This is a genomic window from Rubrobacter taiwanensis (genome assembly GCF_004337705.1).
Taxonomy (GTDB): Bacteria; Actinomycetota; Rubrobacteria; order Rubrobacterales; family Rubrobacteraceae; genus Rubrobacter_C; species Rubrobacter_C taiwanensis.
Map to the genome: position 1 here is coordinate 65,289 of NZ_SKBU01000006.1, position 17,082 is coordinate 82,370.

Sequence of the window (17,082 nt, forward strand, 5' to 3'; positions counted from 1 at the left end):
TTTACCCCTCCAGCTGCCGGGCGAGCTCCTCCGGGTCGGTGGTGGGGTTCTGGCAGGCGTAGCGTACGCAGACGTAGGCGGTAGCCTTCCCCTCAAGCAGCGGGCGGTCTTTAAGGAGCGGCACCTCTCTTGCGGCCTCCTCGTCATCCGGGGCGCGGCCCGCGATCACGCGGTTGGGCAGGTAGCGGGCGTAGACGGTGTCCATCAGCGCTTTTGTGCCCCCGTCCCCCGGGTCGCCGATGATCGCGATCTCGCGCGCCTCCGAGAGCTCGAAGTCCAGAGCGCCCAGCAGGTGCCCGAACCCGCCGGGTACCTGGGCCATGCCGCCGCTCAGATCCTCCAGCACCTCCCGGGCCCGGTCCCCGTACTCCCGCCGGTCCAGCAGCAGCTCCAGCCGCAGCAGCACGTCCACCGCCACCGAGTTGCCGGAGGGTGTGGCGTTGTCGTAGATGTCGCGCGGGCGGGTGACGAGCTCCTCGTGGTCGGCGGGAGTGTCGAAGAACGCCCGGCGCTCTTCATCCCAGAAGAGCTTCAGGATGGAGTCGGCGAGCGAGCGGGCCTCCCGCAGCCACCGCAGCTCGAACGTCGCCTCATACAGGGCCAGGAGGCCGTCGGCGACCAGCGCGTAGTCCTCCAGGTAGCCGTTCAGGCGGGCCTCGCCGTCCTTGTACGAGCGGCGCAGCCGGCCGTTCACCCGCATCCTCTGCAGCAGGAACTCCGCGTTGCGCCGGGCGGCGTTCAGGTAGTCCTCGCGGTCGAGAACGCGGGCGGCGAATGCGAAGGAGCGCAGCATCATGCCGTTCCAGGCGGCGAGTATCTTATCGTCGCGGCCCGGCCGCACCCGCCGCTCGCGCGCCTCGAAGAGCTTCTCCCGGATCGCGGCGATGCGCCGCTGCAGCTCCCCGGCCGAGAGGCCGAATTCATCCGCGACCGTCTCCGGCGGGCGCGGGACGTGGAGGATGTTCTTGCCCTCGAAGTTGCCGCGCTCCGTTACGTCCCAGTAACGCAGGGCCAGCTCGGCCTCGTCCGGCTCCAGGGCCGAGCGGATCTCCTCCGGCGTCCAGACGTAGAACCTGCCCTCCTCGCCCTCGGAGTCTGCGTCCTCGGCCGAGTAGAAGCCGCCTTCGGGAGAGGTCATGTCGCGGACGACGTAGTCGAGCGTCTCCTGTGCGATCCGGCGGTAGAAGCCGTCGCCGGTGACCTGGTACGCCTCCAGGTACATCCGGGCGAGGAGCGCGTTGTCGTAGAGCATCTTCTCGAAGTGCGGCACGAGCCAGTACTCGTCCACCGAGTAGCGGGCGAAGCCGCCGCCGAGCTGGTCGTAGATGCCTCCGTTGGCCATCGCCCGCAGCGTCGTCTCCACGTGGGAGAGCGCGGAGCGCTCCCCGGTGCGGCGGTAGTGCCTGAGCAGCAGCTCCAGGTTCATCGGCTGCGGGAACTTGGGAGCCCCGCCGAAGCCCCCGAACCGGGCGTCGGCCTGCTCCAGCAGGGCGCGGGCGGCCGCGTCCAGCAGCACCCCCGAAGTCTGCGTACGCGGCAGCGCGGCGGTCGTGGCCTGCTGCAGGAACTCCCGCACGCTCCCGGCGCTCCGCTCCACCTCCTCCCGGCGATTCTTGTAGGCGTCGGCGATCGTCAGCAGAAGCTGCTTGAAGCCCGGCATCCCGCCCCGGGGCTCCGGCGGGAAGTACGTGCCGCCGTAGAACGGGGCTCCATCCGGGGTGAGGAAGACCGTCATCGGCCAGCCGCCGTGCCGGGTGAGAGCCTGCACGGCGGCCATGTAGATGGAGTCGAGGTCCGGCCGCTCCTCCCGGTCCACCTTGATGTTCACGAAGTGCTCGTTCATGATGCGCGCGATCTCCTCGTCCTCGAAGGACTCGCGCTCCATCACGTGGCACCAGTGACAGGCGGAGTACCCGATGGAGAGCAGGATGGGCTTGTCCTCCCTTCGGGCCTTCTCCAGAGCCTCCTCACCCCACGGGTACCAGTCCACCGGGTTGTCCTTGTGCTGCAGGAGGTACGGGCTCGTCTCCTGCGCCAGCCGGTTAGCCATGATTTCCTTTCGGGTAGCCGCCCTCCCCCGATTCTACCTCAGAGCGGCGGCTACTCCTCTGTGCGGTAGTCCCGCGACCACTGCCGCTTCATGCCGCCGCTCGCAGCCCCGCCGGCCTCTTTGTCTCCCGCAGCGGCGTCCGAACCCAGCCGGCCCACAAGCAGCTCCTTGGCCCGCTCCGAGCGCCGCCGGTTCTCCTCCTGCACCGCCCGGAAGAACTCCGCGGCCTCCCGGTCTTCCTCGCGCTCGGCGTCCCGGATGTACTGCTCGCAGGTCTCCGCCTCCTGCAGGGCGTGGTAGAGCACGCTCACCAGATTGTAGTGCCTGTCACGGGTACCCGTGATGCGCGCCTCGTCTGCCACGGCGACCCCCTGTTCGGTTGCCTGCGTAACGGAGTCTTGCCACCCTTTGATACCCGCATCCGGACCCGAGCTAAACGGCTTCCCCGGTATAAGATGAGGCTGCATCGCGAGCGTCGCGGAGGTATCCCGCCGTGCGTTTCTCCAGAAGAAGGCGCGTTACGAGACACCCGGTCTGGCTGACCGCGCCGCTGGCCCTGGTGGTCGGTGTCGCGTTCCTGAGCTTCGCGCTCGCCTTCCCCCGGACCGCCTTCCTGCTCTCCCTGGCCGCTCTGGCGGCGCTCCTCGCGTCGCGCGGCCGGCGGGGGCTGCGGGGACTCCTCCGGTGGCGGGGTTCGGAGCCCGTGTACGCGGCGCTGGTCTGCGCGCTGCTCTCCGGCGGCGCTCTGGCGGGGCAACAGTTCATATCCGGGGGGCACGAAGGGACGGTCACGGTGACCCGGGTCGTGGACGGTGACACGATAGAGGTGGCGCCTCCCGTAGACGGCATCCGGACCGTGCGCCTGATCGGGGTGGACGCGCCGGAGACGGACCACCCCCGGTGCGGCGAGCAGCCCTACGGGCGGGAGGCCGCAAACTTCGCCGCCGGGCGGCTCGAAGGCGAGCGGGTAGAGCTGGAGTTCGACGTGGAGCGCGTGGACCGCTACGGGCGGCTGCTGGCCTACGTCCGGACGGAGGACGGGGAGCTGTTCAACGAAACGCTGGTGCGCGAGGGCTACGCGCAGGTCGCCACCTTCCCGCCCAACGTCCGCTACGAGAGCCTCTTCCTCATGCACCAGCGGGAGGCCCGCGGCGCGGAGCGCGGCCTCTGGGGCCTCTCCGAGGAGGAGCTGGCGCTCCAGACCGACCGCGGCAACGGCATCGGCGGGGAGTGCTGAAGCGCCGCCGGGCGGCGCCCTACCCCCGGTAGGGTTTTAGCGCCCGCTCGTCGAACCTCATCCCCGTGCCCGGCGTCTCCGCCGGGCGCACGTGCCCGTTTACGACCCGCTGCGGCTCCTCAAGATACGCATCCAGCGCGAAGGCGTGTTTCTCCAGGTAGACGGGGTTCTCCGAGGCGCAGAGCAGGTGAGCGCTCAGCTCGTCGGTATAGTGGCTGCTGGTCGCAAGCCCGGCTTTATCGGCTAGCCGGAGCGCTTCGAGCGAAGCGGTTATCCCGCCGTTGGTAATGGGGTCTATCTGCACCACCCCAACGGCCCCCTCCTCCACGTAGCGCCTGAACTCATGCGGGGAGTGCAGGCTCTCTCCGGCGGCTATCGGGACGTCCAGCTCGCGGACCAGCCGGGCGTATCCGGACACGTCCTCGGGGATGGTCGGCTCCTCGTACCAGTAGAGGTTGTACTGCTCCAGCCGCCGACCGCGCTCCAGCGCCTCTTTGGCGCTCCAGGCCATGTTGGCGTCTACCATCAGGTCGGTATCGTCGCCGATGAGCTTGCGGACGGCTTTGATGCGCGCTTCGTCTTCTTTGGGATCTTCGCGCCCCACCTTCACCTTCACTCCAGGAAACCCCCGCTCCAAAAAGCCCTCCGTCTGCGCGAGCAGCTCGTCGAGGGATTTCGGCAGGTCCACGCCCGAACCGTAGGCCGGGATCTCGCGCGACTCCGCGCCAAACAGCGCGTACAGCGGCTTCTCCTCGCGCAGCCCGTAAAGATCCCACAGAGCGACATCCACAGCGGCGGCGGCGAAGGAGGCGAGCCCGCCACGCCCCACATACAGCAGGCGTTGCCACATCAGGTCCCAGAGTCCCCGGATATCCGTGGCGTCCCGTCCCAGAAGCAGCGGCACCAGGTCGTAGTCGACCAGAGCCTTAATCGCCCGCCCGCCGCGGCCTATGGTGTAGGCGTAACCGTGACCGGTCAGTCCCCCGGCGTGGAGCTTCAGCGTGATCAGCTCTTCTGAGTCTATGGCACCGTGGCCCGCATCTCCCATCGTCTCCAGCGGCAGGCGGTAGTAGGCGGTCTCTATGTGCTCGATCTCCATCCATCCCCCTTCCATCTTCCTCCGGGCAGACATCCTCCACCGGACAATCTCCGCATCCCCACAGCGCCTGAGCATCTCGATCAGCTCCGTGATGAGCCGCGCGCGCCCGCCGGCCACTGAAGGCGGCTGGAGATAAGGCTGCCCCTTGCGGTCCCGCGGTTACAGAACACCCATCCGTGCGTATTGGGGACTCCGTGAACGAGCAGGTCCCGGTGGGGAGGATGGGAGGGTACCGGAACCTGCCCAAGACATGGAACGTTGTAAGCATAGCCGGGCTGTCAGGGCGGCACATCCCCCATATGGCCTATCTTTCCGACTCTCACGGCGCTTCGCACCTTTCCAGACGGCAGAGCGCCAGACGGTTCTCAGCGCCTCCGGAACCTGCGCCAGAGGCGCACCAGCGCCCGGAAAAGGAGTAGTCTGAACAGCCATCTTATCAGCGCTCCCACCAGATTAACCTCCTCGCAAAAGCCCGGCGGGACTCATGATACCGGAAGCGTGAGAGGCTCGCCTCTGGCGAGCCGCGCACTCCCCTAGCCTCTGTCCTCAGAGAGTGCTACTTCAACTGTGCCGATCTCCGGAATGGTAGGTTTACCTACCAACGGGCGCACAGTTCTCGCTTACGCACCGCTGCCTCCTCCGGTATAGCCTGCTCATACTCATGCGGTCTCAGCCAACCAAGCGAGGAGTGCCGGCGCACCCGGTTGTAGAAGAGCTCTAAGAACTCGAAGACCGACGCCCTGGCCGGCTGGCGGGCAGGGTAGCGCCTTACCCCAATCTCACTCTTTAGAGTGGACGCGAAGCTCTCCGAGATGGCGTTGTCTAGGGACGATCCTACCCTGCTCATCGAAGGCATGATCCCGGCCCCTTCAAACTTCCCTGATCCGCTCGGCGAGGGTGTCGTTCTCCCTCTTGGAGGACGATTCCTCTCGTTCGTCGGTGGTGAGCCCTTGGCGTTCTCCGTGACTATATCTCCGCTTGTTTCACTCAGCTCCTGAGAGCGTTATCCGAGACGCCCGAGTTCTTTGGCGATCCGGGAGGTGGGTTTGTCCGGAGTGGAGCGCATGAGGCGAACGGCCTCCGCTTTGAACTCCGGTGTATAGCGCTGTAATCGGCCAGCCGCTGCAGAATCCACACCGAGAACGGCAAACCCAGGCTACGGGAACGGCGACGAACCGCGTGGATCAACTGCTCCAGGTATCTCTCCGTCGCCTTGTGCGGGGCGTCCGGTTGCGGTTGGTCGTGCAGACCCTCCACCCCCTCGGCCAGGTAGCGCTTGAGCCAGCGCCCCACCGTCTCCTCGTTGGCACGAACGATTTCCGCGATCTCCGCCGCGCTCAGGCGTCGCTCGGCGGCGAGCAAGATCATCTAGGCGCGCGTCCTCAGCCCCCTCACGTCGCGGGTCGTGCGGCACAGCTTCTCCAAAGCGTCGAGTTCCTCCGGCGTCAGAGGCGGGATACGAATGGGTCTCATGAAAACTCCCCCGGAATTAATCTGTTTGTACTTAGCTCTATATGAGACCAAACAACCACAAGATGAACACGGCCACCATAGAGAAAACACCGCCCACCAGGGTGCCTCCTCCGTAAGAGATAAGAGCGGATCGGAGAGGCATCCGCGAGAGCGAGGTGCAAACCCAGAAGTAGCTGGAATTCATGTACTTGATGATCACAGACCCCGCCGCCGCGGCCAGTACTACAGCCTCCGGGCTGAGTCCCGTCTGCGCCATCAACGGTGCGGAGAGTGAGGCTCCGGCTATTACGCCGACCGTAGTGGAGCCGGTGATCATGTTCCCAATGATCCCCAAGACGAAGGGCAGAAAGATGACCGGCACGCCTGAGGCGGCCACCGCCTGAGCGATCTGGTCAACGGTTGGAGTAGCTTGTAGTATCTCGCTCAGAGATCCCCCAAGTCCCGTCACCACTATGATCATGGCCGAAACTCTCAATGCCTCCTCCACCCAGTTCGAGGTTCGCTCCTCGCGATGCTCCTCTGCCCGAGCGTTCCTGTAAGCCAGCAGAACCCCGATACCCAACGCTACCACCGGCCAGCCTAAATAAGTCATCACGGAGTTCACGAAGTGTTCTTCTGGCAGGCTCAGAGAAGCAACACTCTGTCCCGCAATGAGCAGCAAGGGGATCAATATGGGAGCGTAAGCCCAGACCGTAGAAGGCATCTTGGCCCGACTTTCCTCATCAGCTTCGAGAAGAGACTGCCCAATGAACTCCTCCGACGGCGGAGATTCAACAAAAGGCCCAACAACCCTGGCGTAAACGTAACTTGCCAGCGCCCCGATGAAGGTCGCAATCGTGCCAAAAAGGATTACCCGACCGATGTCGGCGCCTACTACAGCTATAGCCGCGAGCGGTCCGGGTGTGGGAGGTACCATAGCGTGTGTGAGCTGCATGCTAACGACCAACCCCGTAGCCATCACGCTCATATTCGTCCCGGCAGCAACAGCGGCCGAATGTACCAATGGATTGAGCACTACGTAGCCAACATCCGAGAAAATGGCCAGACCTATCACAAATCCGGCCAGAGTAAGCGCAAGCGGCATCCTTCTCCGCCCCACGAAACTCACCATCGACATGGTTATGCGCTCGGCGCCGCCCGTGTGCTTGAGCGCCTCGGCTATCATGCATCCGAGCACGATGACGACAGCGATGCCGCCCACTGTATCGCCAAAACCAGTCTCAAAAGCATCTATAAAAACCTCGCGGTTGATACCCGGCAACACCGCAAAAAGCACGATCGGCACCAGCAGCGCTAGGAAGACGTGCCACTTGAACTTCGTGATGAACAGAAAGAGCAGCGCTATTATCGCGATGAATCCAGAAAGAGCAATCACAGGATTACTGGTTACCGCCTCGTCCATTACCCCTCCCCGAGCTTTATCGGATCAAGAAATAACCGAGCGCTGTAGCTGAACGCCCCGCCCCCGCCAACACCCAGCATCGCCCAAACCGCACTTAACGCCAAGCAAGCCTCCTCTCCCCAAACACAATCCGAGAGGATCCAGCACATTACCCCCAGTAACCCAACTCCCGGATTTGTTGTGTGCAGTATACAGAATACTTACACTGGTGCAACATCTCTGTTGTGTATTTCTTCTGACCTTCGCTGGCGGACGTTCGGTTTACTTGGCGATCTGTCAGTTCGGGAAGAGCTTAGCCGGGTTCATGATACCCTTCGGGTCCAGGGCTTCTTTGATCTGCCGCATCGCCTCCAGGGCGAGGCCGTGCTCGTGCCGCATATATGGAGAGCGAACTGCCCCCACGCCGTGCTCGCCGGTGATCGTACCGTTCATCCTGAGTGCGAGGGCGTGGATTTCGTCTGCCACCTGCAGAACACGCCGGATCTCATCCGGGTTGCTTGCGTCTATAAGGTGGCCGGGATGAAGATTACCGCCGGCGATGTGTCCATAGGTGGCGATAGGGATCCGATAACGCTTCCCTATCTCCTGTATTTCGCGTAGGGTCTCAGGGATGCGGGAGACCGGCACGCAGATATCTTCACCGCAATAAGCGCGGTTCGAGCCGGGCCGCAGAGCCCCTATCGCGGCGCCTACGAGCGAACGTGCTTCCCACAGCGCTGCGATCCTCTGCGGCTCATCCGACCACTCGACCTTGTGGGCCAGGGGCCGCACAACCCCGGCGACCTTCTCCGCATCCCAGCGCACGCCCGGTGGGTTGCCGTCCACCTCGAAGAGGAGCATGGCTTCAACTGGAGGCAGATCCATGCCGGGTCGGTAGCGGTTGATCGCCCGGATACAGCGTTCGTCGAGAATCTCGATCGCCGAGGGACTCACCCCTGCAGCGAACGTTTCCTGCACGGCTCGACCTGCGCTCTCCAGATCATCGAACAGCGCCGTCACGATAGCTCGGGCCGGCGGAATCGGCATTAGCTTGAGCCGCAGCCGGGTAATGATCCCCAGCGTCCCTTCTGCACCGACAAACAGCTTGGTAAGCTCCAGCCCGGCCGAAGACTGCTTGGCCCGCGAACCAGCCGAACCGGTCTCGATCAAACTGCCGTCGGGCAGCACGACGTCGAGTCCGAGAACCCAGGCCCCCGTCGGTCCGTACTTAACCGCACGCATCCCGGCCGCGTTAGTCGAGGCCATGCCACCGACGGTGGCCATCTTAGTGGAGCCCGGGTCAGGGGGAAATAGAATTCCCCGGGGCTTAAGGGCCGCGTTCAGCTGAGCGTGAACCACACCCGGCTCGCAGAAGACCTGCAGATTAGGCTCATCTACCTCCAGTATGCGGTTCATCGCATTGAGCGAGAGGATAATTCCTCCTTTAAACGCCACCGCACCCGCCGCCTGTCCGCTTGCTGCGCCCCGCGGTGTCACGGGAATGCCCCTTTCGTGAGCGTAACGCACGAGAGCCTGAATGTCTTCTTTCGAACCAGCTATTACGGCCACTTCGGGTGGCCTTGGATTGAGTTGGGTCTCGAAAGATGCGTCATAAGCAAAGGTTTGCAACTCACCCGGTTCATCGACCACCTGGCTCTCACTCAGCAGCCGGCGTAGATCTCGCGCCACAGCACCAGTACGTGTCGAAAACGGTCCGCCACTCTCTAATGGAGCAACTTCTTGAGTACCGGCGCTTCGTCGGTGCTCCCTCCTGAAGATTCGCATCCTAAGCTCGCACTTTCTCCTGGGCATCATCCGGTGCGGTTGCTTCATCGAGCAGCTCAACGATGTGCTTTACCCTCATCCCCCCATTCTTGGCTTGGAGTTGTATATAGCAACCAGGATTAGCGGTAACAAGAACATCGGCACCGGTCAAAGAAGCATTCTCCAGCTTACGCTGCCGGAGCTGGCGTGCCTGCTTCGGGTTGGTCAAGTTGTATACTCCTGCACTCCCGCAACAGAGATCTGACTCCCCCATCTCGCGCAGTTCCAGGCCGGGAATCGCTCGCAACAGCTCCCTAGGTTCACGCCGGATCTTCTGCGCATGCGCGAGATGACACGGATCCTGGTAAGTAACCACAAGTTCGAGAGGTCGGTAAAATCTCAGATCCTGCGGCCGCACAATTTCGACAAGATCTCTAACGCGCGCCGAGAAGGCCTGCGCACGCTCTGCCCATTCAGGATCATCACGAAAATGGTAGCCATAGTGCTTGAGCATGGCTCCACAGCCGGCTGAGTTAACCACTACCGGTACACCACCCTCTTTCTCGAAGGCCTCGATATTGCGCTTCGCCATCGCCTTCATCCCTTCCAGGTCTCCCCCGTGCGCGTTGAGGGCTCCGCAACATCCCTGTCCGCCAGTAGCCGAGACCGTCCACCCAGCCCGTCTGCAGACTCGAATGGTCGACCAGTCGATTCCCGCCAATGCAGTGGACGTTATGCAGCCGACGAAGAGACTAACCGCGCGTCCTCTGGAGCGTTCCCCGGCCGGATAGCGTTGCCCCTGCGGTATCACGAAGCCGTCCGGCAGATCTGGTGGCAGAAGCGCCTCAGCTTCTGCGAGTCCCAATAGCCGCAGCATGCCGGAACGCCGCGCCATCCACTGCAGGCCAGAGCTCTGGTAGAGTCTCAGGGCTCGCACTAGCAGCCGGAAGAAGCGCATATCGGCGAAGATCTTGCGAAAAGCAAGCCACCGCAGTGCCCGTTCACGTCTAGATCTCCGGTCTCTCAAGTGCGGCTCCACCGCCGACCTGAGCGCAACCTGAATCGGGTCCATGTCCACACCCGCCGGACACACCGCTGTGCAAGCGTCACAGACCAAGCAGTTCTGCTCGTGTTCGATCAGGTCGGGGGTGAGCCTTGCTTTATCTTCTACAAGCGCCCGAGCCATAGCCACACGCCCCCGGGGGCTCTCTGCCTCATGGCCGGAGAGTACATACGTGGGACACGAGGTTAGACAAAGTCCGCAGCGGACACAAGAGAGCATGTTTGCATGCTCTCTCCGCAGCAATCCTTTTCCCTGGGGGTTGATCTGACTTTCACTACTCCGGGAGTCATAATCTTCGGTCACGATCACACCGCCGCTCTGTCTTGATCTCCAGCGACTTCTGTCGGTTTGCGGGTGAAAAGCTGCTGGGCGGCCCTGACACCACTCCCCAACTCAACCGGGACCCCGCTCTCAATAAGCGCCATCTCTACGCCGCCCAGCGTGCCCAGTACCTCCAGTTCATTTAGAGCTCCCAGGTGACCGATCCTAAATACCCTGCCCTTGATGCGCGAGAGTCCTACTCCCAGAGCGAGGCCGAAGCGCTCGCGCGCTACACGTATAACTTCATCGCTGTCCGCACCTTCCGGCACCACTACGGCCGTTAAGGTATTGGAGTAGAACTCCGGCTTCTCACAGAGGTTGCGGAGCCCCCAAGCCTCCACTGCCGCCCGTACCCCTTCAGCCAGAGATCGATGCCGAGCGTAGACGTTGCTCAGCCCTTCCTCTTCGACTAACATTTTCAACGCCTCGCGCAGCCCGAAGAGCAACAGTGTTGCAGGAGTGTAAGGGAAAAATCCGGCTTCGTTGTCGCGGATGATAGGGCGCCAGTCAAAGAAGTTGCGCGGAGCCCCACCCTCCGTCCCGCGCTCCAGAGCCCGGGGACTCACGCACAGCAGCGCCAATCCCGGCGGCAGCATGAGCCCCTTCTGGCTACCGGTGAGAGTTACATCAGCTCTCCATTCGTCATGTTTGACCTCAATAGACGCGAGAGAGCTGACAGTATCTACTATCAGGAGAGCATCGTGACCGGCAGCGTCTATTGCATCCCTGATTGCGCCTACGTCGCTCGTTACACCAGTCGAAGTCTCATTGTGCACTACCAACACCGCCGCATACGGATTCTCCCCATCATCCGCCCGGAGATGTGCTTCTACCTCTTCCGCCGGCAGCTCCTGTCCCCAGCGTAACGGAACCTCTTCTACATCGTATCCCAAGTTTCTGGCTGTTCGCGCAAATAACTCGCTGAAATGCCCGTAGTTGAAAGCCAGGATACGCTCGCCGGGCGAGAGCACGTTCACCAGCGCCGCCTCCCATGCCCCCGTTCCCGAAGAAGGATAGATCACGACCGTACCCTCGTGCGTACCGAAAACTTCCTTCAGAAGCGGCAAGATCTCCTTCGTCAACTCCGCAAATTCCGGTCCCCGGTGATCTACCACCGGTCGATCCATAGCTCGCAGAATCCGGTCGGGTACGTTCGTCGGCCCCGGTATCTGTAGGAAATGCCGCCCGCTTATACTCATACACTCCTCCCTGATGCCATCACCACCCCCCACCAGGAAGATGGCTTCTCCACAACTCGTAGACACTCAACGAAGTTGTGTAGACAGTATACACAAATTCAAATAAGAAGTGATTTGGGATCTGAGCGGGCACGAAGTATAGCGGGGGATATAAAATAGCGGTTAGAGTCGTTCAGTATCGTGCCGGTGGGTGGATCGGGAAGACGGGGGTAGTGGTAGTAGTGGGGTGCTTTGATCCTGAAGGAGAGACACCTAAGTTATGGAGATTCAAAAAGCCCAGCCCCTTTATCAGCAAGTATACCGTCTGCTGCGCCGGAAGATTTTAAGCGGGGAGCTAGGACCTGGAGAAAGTCTGCTGGAGAACCGCATCGCTCAGGCGTTGAGCATAAGTCGTACGCCCGTGCGGGAGGCTCTACGACAGCTAGAACGAGAAGGACTGGTGGTAGGAAGGGCAGGAGATCGGGTAGTTGTAAGCCCTACCGAAGAGGAGTTCGTCAATCTATATACTTGTCGGGGAGCGCTTGAGCGCATCGTAGCCGAGCGGGCAGCCCGATTCGCCACCGAGGACGAGATTCAGACAATGGCTAAAGCTATTGAGGAAGCTCTGATCAAGATCGAAGCCGAGGACCACGAAGGAGTACTTGAGGCCAACACTCGCTTTCACGACCAGATGGTAGAGAGCGCCCGCATGCCGCAGCTGAAAATGCTAATGGAGACGATTCGGGCCCAGATCCTCGTCGCCCGGCGCCATGTACTCTCTGACTCCACTGCCGCAGAGCGAGCAATCTGTGAGGAACATGCTGCGCTGCTGAAGGCGATTCGGGATCGAGATGCTGAGAGAGCTAGGATCTTGATGGAGGCCCACATGGAGGCCGATGTGGTACGAGGCCTTAACCGCTCCGCCGACTGAGGATAGAGGACCTCCGGCCTATACCCGCCACCGAGCTTCGCCCTCAAGAGAGCGGCAACATGACAACCGCTCTATAAGCCGGCCGGGCGCACAGACGCTCGTACCAGGCCTCCAGGTGCGGCATGGCGGGCCTTTCGATGTCAAGGTTGAACCAGCGGTATGCTGTAACACCGAGTGGTATGTCGGCCATGGTAAACGAGGGGCCGCCGACGTAATCTCTGTCGGCCAGGTGCGCATCGAGTATGCTCCAGTTCTCGGCCGTCTTACGGATGGCAGCTGTGATCGAGGTTTCGTCCCTGCTTTCAGCAGGCGTACGCACCAGACCGATGAAAACCGGCCGGAAGCAGGTCCAAAGAGTGCCCATCTGCCAGTCCATCCACCGGTCTGCGTCGGCCCGCTCCTTGAGGGTCCGCGGGCACAGAGTGCCCATCCCATGCTTGGCAGCAAGGTACCGCACGATGGCGTTGGACTCCCAGAGCACGAAACCGTCATCAGCGATGGTCGGCACGAGCCCGTTAGGATTCAGTTGCAGATATTCGGGGTCTCTGTTGCGTCCGAACTTGCCCCCGGCGTCGATGCGCTCGTAGGCGAGCCCCAGCTCTCCGCAACACCACAGCACTTTCTGCACGTTTATGGAGTTCCTCCGGCCCCAGATCCGCAGCATTCTCAGCCTCTCTTAACGCTTATCGCCTGCCGCTCCTACGGTCCCAGCATCTGATTCGGCAACCACAGGACCAGATCCGGGAAAAGGATCAGGAGCACTATGCCGACCGCCAGCACTCCCACGTAGGGTATGGAGCCCACGAGGACGTCTCGTACGGGGATGTTAGGAGCGATGCCCTGCACCACGTACAAGTTGAGTCCAACCGGTGGCGTAATGAGGCCCATCTCCATGTTGAGGGTCATGACCACGCCGAACCATATCGGGTCGAAGCCGAGCTGCATGATGATCGGGAAGAGAACCGGCATGGTAACGAGGATGATGGCTACGGGCGGGATGAAGAACCCCAGGACCAGGAACACTATGTTCATTGCCAGGAAGATCAGCCAGCGGTTGACTTCAAGGCCGGCGACCCACTGCGCCAGTTCCTGGGGCACGCCGAGGAAGCTCATTACCTGGCCTAGCACCGCGGAGAAGGCGACTATCATCAGGATCATCGTGCTGGTGCGGGTCGTTTCCAGCCCCACTTCCATAACCATTTTGGGAGTCACCGAACGGTAGAAGAGAGCGACCAAGACGAAGGCGAACAGAGCACCCACGGCCGCAGCCTCGCTCGGAGTGGCGACGCCGGCGTAAAGAGCGTACAGGATACCGGCGATCAAGCCAACAAAGGGGATGACCTTGATCAGCATGACGAACCGATGCTTCCAGCTGTAAGCCTCGGCTCCGGCAACAGCGTGCAGGGCTTCGCCGGTTCCTCGCGTTGCGCCGCCGGCTTCCCGCCGGTCGAAGTCTCCTCTCCTCCTCTGCAACGACATCGCCACCGCAATCCACAGACAGAAGAGGATCGTCATCATTATCCCCGGCACGACACCACCCAAGAACAGCCGGCCGATCGACTGTTCGGTGGCTATGCCGTACAGGATCAGGGTGACACTCGGGGGTATCAGTATCCCGAGCGTTCCACCCGCGACTATGGCCCCCGTCGCGACCGTGTTCGGGTAGCCGCGCTTCGTCATCTCCGGTATGGCTATCTTCCCGATGGCCGCAGAGGTGGCGGGACTCGAACCGGTCAGAGCGGCGAACAACGAACACGCAACCACGGAGCTCATAGCCAGCCCGCCGCGCAGCCTGCCGACCCACACGTGCGCAGCCTCGAGCAGATCCCGGCTGGCCTGCGAACGTCCGAAGACGGCACCCATCAGGATGAAGAGCGGGATGGCGAGCAGAGAGAAGCTGTTGAGCGAGTCGAACACGAAGTTGGCGAAATAGCCAAATTGTGCCGGGGTAAGGAAGATCAAGATAGAGATGAGCGCCGTCAGGCCCAGCGCGAAGGCGACCGGTATGCCCAGGGCCAGCAGGAACAACAGCAGCAGGCCGATGATGGCGCCTATCAATAAACCGCTCACTGGTATTTACCTTCTCCTTTGAGGATATGCCGTTGTTTCATCCTCGCTCTCCACGAGTCCTTAAAGCCTCATTCGATGAGCGTCTCGTCCTCGGTTTCGTCCGGCGGCGGGCCGCCAGGCCGCCCGGAGACGAGTCTTTGGAAGAGTTCGGCCACTATCACCAGGTACTGAAGGGCTATCAGGGTCATGCCCAGCGGCAGGATGAAATACGGGTAAGCCAGCGGAGGGTTCCACGCGGTGCCGGAGCGCCGGCCCATCTGAACGGCCTCCCACCAAAGCTCGAATCCGATCACGGCTATGATCAAGATAAAGAAGAAGCCGAGGATAGCTGCCACGAACCGCACGAACAGCTGAACCCTTCCCGGTAGCCGGTTTACGACCACGTCGATCTTCACGTGGTCGCCGTGCTTGAGGCCATAGGCCCCTCCCACGAAGGCGGCGAAGATCAGGAAGTAGATGGCCAGCTCGGTCTGCCACACGGTAGATGCGCCGAGCACGTAGCGCAGCAGAACCGCGTAGCAGATCACCAGCATGGAAGCCAGAATCAATAAGCTGCTGGCGTAGCCCGCAAGCTCGGAGAGCCAGCCGATAAGCCTGGATAGAAAGGACTCCTGGGTCCCCGATCTATTCACACGAACGCCCTCCAACGATGTAAGGGAAGGGCGGGTGCCCTTCACCCGCCCCCCAACCCCGCTACTGAGCCGACACCTGGCTGGCGAGATCTATCAGCTCTCTGCCGCCCTCCACCTCCTCGGCGAAGCTCTCCCATACAGGCCGGGATTCTTCCTGCCACTGCCCGAAGGACTCTTCATCCATCTGAACGACGTTGACGCCGGCCTCCTCGAACTCCTTCTCGACGCGCAGATCATCATCCTCTGAGGCCGTGTAGGCGAACTCCTGCAACTCGGCCCCGACCTCCTCAAATATCTGCTGCTGTTCGGGCGTCAGCTGCTCGAACTGATCCATACCGATTATCAACGGCTCGAACATGAACCAGAACGTGTAACCCCCCGTCGGGGAAGTGTATGATCCCACCTGCTCGTAGAGCCTGTAGGAGCTGAACGAAGAAGTGGAGGTTATCGCGCAGTCCAGAACCCCGGTCTGCATGGCACTGTAGATCTCCGATGATGGCATGCTAGAGAGCCCGAACCCGACCCTCTCCAGCATCTGCTCTACCCGGGGACCCGCAGCCCGGGTAACCATGCCGGGCCTGACGTCATCCGGAGAGACTACAGGCTCCTCCCTCTTGCAACCGATAGCTCCGGCGTTCCAGACCCAGGTGAGGATCTTGACCCCGTTCTCCTGAGTTATCTCCTCGATGCGCTGGCCGATCTCCGCGTCCTGCCAGTTCCGCGCCTGAGCGTGGCTGCGCACCATGGCCGGCATCAGCGTGATGCTGAACTCGGGCACGTCACCCGAAGCGTAATCCAACGGGAAGACAGACATATCCTGCGCCCCCCGTCTTATGGCCTCATACTGCTGGGTGGGATCCTCTATAAGGGAATTCCCAGGATAGACCTCGATGGTAACCTGACCATCGGTCCTCTCATTTACCCGATCCGCAAACCTCTGGGCCAGCACCGCGCGGAAGTCGCCCTCACCCGCTTCATTCACACCGGGCCACTGATGACCCAATCGCAACGTTACCTGATCATCTGCTCCCCCACCCGTCGCGAGACCGCAAGCAGTTAAGAGAAGCGCCACCGTCGAAAAGCACACCACTAAAAGGAGTCGCCCCCGTACCACTACAATCACCCCTTGCACTCTGAGCGCCATACCTCCAAAACCCGACCTCCCTCGAATCGTAGCGTACCGCTTATCCGCCCAATCCTCGTCACCCCCATGAATATGCCGACTGTCGACGGTCGCACGTATCAAATCACACTTAAGAATCCGAGTCAACTCAGAAATTGCTGCTACTCTATGTCACTGACCCCAGAGATCGGTCTTTACTCATTCTTCGGATGTAGAAACGTCCTGCCAATCAGCCAACTTCAGTTCACGATGTACTCTGGACTTATTCAAGTAGTCATTTTTGGCAGCTTCGATCATGTTTGCGTCTGCTTCGTGAACCCGCCGGATAATCCTTGCCGGGATCCCCGCAGCGAGAGATCTTTCGGGAATTTCGGTGCCGGAAGTTACGAGCGCCCCGGCGGCGACGATTGCTCCAGAGTGTATGCGGGCACCGTTCAACAAGATAGCGCCCATCCCGATCAGGACGTCATCTTCCACGGTAGCTCCGTGTACTATGGCCCGGTGGCCGATCGTTACGCGATCCCCCACCAAGACCGGGAAGCCGGGATCGGCATGTATCAGAGAGAGATCTTGGACGTTGGAGTCCTCTCCGACTACTATTTCCTCATCATCTCCCCGGAGCACGGTGCCGTACCAGAGGCTTGAGCGGGCTCCGATACGTACCCTACCGACTACCACGGCGGTAGGTGCCACGAAGGCGTCGGGGGCGATCCGGGGCCGGTGACCTCCGAGGATACCGAAGATAGATTCTCGCATAGCG

16 protein-coding genes are annotated in these 17,082 nt (G+C 61.6%); 2 read left to right on the forward strand and 14 right to left on the reverse strand.

The features are described 5' to 3' along the window. Position 1: 1 nt before the first annotated feature. Both E0L93_RS02540 and E0L93_RS02545 read right to left on the reverse strand, forming a co-directional pair. Complete coding sequence (locus tag E0L93_RS02540; RefSeq protein ID WP_132688050.1) at positions 2–2,050, reverse strand: thioredoxin domain-containing protein; 2,049 nt, start codon at positions 2,048–2,050, stop codon at positions 2–4. Positions 2,051–2,100: 50 nt separating this feature from the next. Beyond that, on the reverse strand, positions 2,101–2,412 hold the full coding sequence (locus E0L93_RS02545) for a hypothetical protein (protein ID WP_207890285.1): 312 nt from the start codon (positions 2,410–2,412) through the stop codon (positions 2,101–2,103). Positions 2,413–2,543: 131 nt separating this feature from the next. Here E0L93_RS02545 and E0L93_RS02550 point away from each other — a divergent pair, with 131 nt between their 5' ends. Further along, positions 2,544–3,287: a thermonuclease family protein gene (locus E0L93_RS02550; protein WP_132688053.1), complete on the forward strand. Its 744-nt coding sequence runs from the start codon at positions 2,544–2,546 to the stop codon at positions 3,285–3,287. Positions 3,288–3,306: 19 nt separating this feature from the next. Here E0L93_RS02550 and E0L93_RS02555 read toward each other — a convergent pair whose 3' ends face one another. The 7 genes from E0L93_RS02555 to E0L93_RS02585 form a co-directional block, all read right to left on the reverse strand. Beyond that, positions 3,307–4,503: a mandelate racemase/muconate lactonizing enzyme family protein gene (locus tag E0L93_RS02555; RefSeq protein ID WP_132688056.1), complete on the reverse strand. Its 1,197-nt coding sequence runs from the start codon at positions 4,501–4,503 to the stop codon at positions 3,307–3,309. 478 nt (positions 4,504–4,981) lie between these two features. After that, on the reverse strand, positions 4,982–5,242 hold the full coding sequence (locus E0L93_RS16535; protein WP_132688059.1) for an integrase core domain-containing protein: 261 nt from the start codon (positions 5,240–5,242) through the stop codon (positions 4,982–4,984). A 131-nt stretch (positions 5,243–5,373) separates the two neighbouring features. Further along, positions 5,374–5,754: a helix-turn-helix domain-containing protein gene (locus E0L93_RS02565; protein ID WP_132688062.1), complete on the reverse strand. Its 381-nt coding sequence runs from the start codon at positions 5,752–5,754 to the stop codon at positions 5,374–5,376. 142 nt (positions 5,755–5,896) lie between these two features. Beyond that, on the reverse strand, positions 5,897–7,261 hold the full coding sequence (locus tag E0L93_RS02570) for a GntP family permease (RefSeq protein WP_132688064.1): 1,365 nt from the start codon (positions 7,259–7,261) through the stop codon (positions 5,897–5,899). Positions 7,262–7,537: 276 nt separating this feature from the next. Next, positions 7,538–8,890, reverse strand: a complete 1,353-nt coding sequence (locus tag E0L93_RS02575; RefSeq protein ID WP_207890286.1) for an FAD-binding oxidoreductase — start codon at positions 8,888–8,890, stop codon at positions 7,538–7,540. 136 nt (positions 8,891–9,026) lie between these two features. Then, a complete protein-coding gene (locus tag E0L93_RS16195) occupies positions 9,027–10,286 on the reverse strand; it encodes a (Fe-S)-binding protein (RefSeq protein WP_341539373.1) in 1,260 nt (419 codons plus the stop codon). An 86-nt stretch (positions 10,287–10,372) separates the two neighbouring features. After that, positions 10,373–11,587 carry a pyridoxal-phosphate-dependent aminotransferase family protein gene (locus E0L93_RS02585; protein ID WP_132688073.1) on the reverse strand — a complete coding sequence of 405 codons (1,215 nt, stop codon included), beginning with the start codon at positions 11,585–11,587 and terminating at the stop codon, positions 10,373–10,375. Positions 11,588–11,846: 259 nt separating this feature from the next. Here E0L93_RS02585 and E0L93_RS02590 point away from each other — a divergent pair, with 259 nt between their 5' ends. Beyond that, the gene (locus tag E0L93_RS02590; protein ID WP_132688076.1) at positions 11,847–12,497 is read left to right on the forward strand and encodes a GntR family transcriptional regulator; all 651 of its coding nucleotides are present in this window, start codon (positions 11,847–11,849) and stop codon (positions 12,495–12,497) included. A gap of 43 nt (positions 12,498–12,540) precedes the next feature. On the opposite strand, the gene E0L93_RS02595 is transcribed toward E0L93_RS02590, so the two are convergent. The 5 genes from E0L93_RS02595 to E0L93_RS02615 form a co-directional block, all read right to left on the reverse strand. Beyond that, on the reverse strand, positions 12,541–13,161 hold the full coding sequence (locus E0L93_RS02595; protein WP_132688079.1) for a glutathione S-transferase family protein: 621 nt from the start codon (positions 13,159–13,161) through the stop codon (positions 12,541–12,543). 35 nt (positions 13,162–13,196) lie between these two features. Next, positions 13,197–14,567, reverse strand: coding sequence for a TRAP transporter large permease (locus E0L93_RS02600; protein WP_132688082.1), 1,371 nt, complete (start codon positions 14,565–14,567; stop codon positions 13,197–13,199). 68 nt (positions 14,568–14,635) lie between these two features. Further along, positions 14,636–15,199 (reverse strand): TRAP transporter small permease subunit, encoded by a 564-nt coding sequence (locus tag E0L93_RS02605; RefSeq protein WP_132688084.1) that lies wholly within the window; start codon positions 15,197–15,199, stop codon positions 14,636–14,638. A gap of 61 nt (positions 15,200–15,260) precedes the next feature. Continuing rightward, positions 15,261–16,181 (reverse strand): TRAP transporter substrate-binding protein DctP, encoded by a 921-nt coding sequence (gene dctP, locus E0L93_RS02610; RefSeq protein WP_207890287.1) that lies wholly within the window; start codon positions 16,179–16,181, stop codon positions 15,261–15,263. Positions 16,182–16,520: 339 nt separating this feature from the next. Then, positions 16,521–17,078, reverse strand: coding sequence for a gamma carbonic anhydrase family protein (locus tag E0L93_RS02615; RefSeq protein ID WP_132688090.1), 558 nt, complete (start codon positions 17,076–17,078; stop codon positions 16,521–16,523). Positions 17,079–17,082 lie beyond the last annotated feature (4 nt).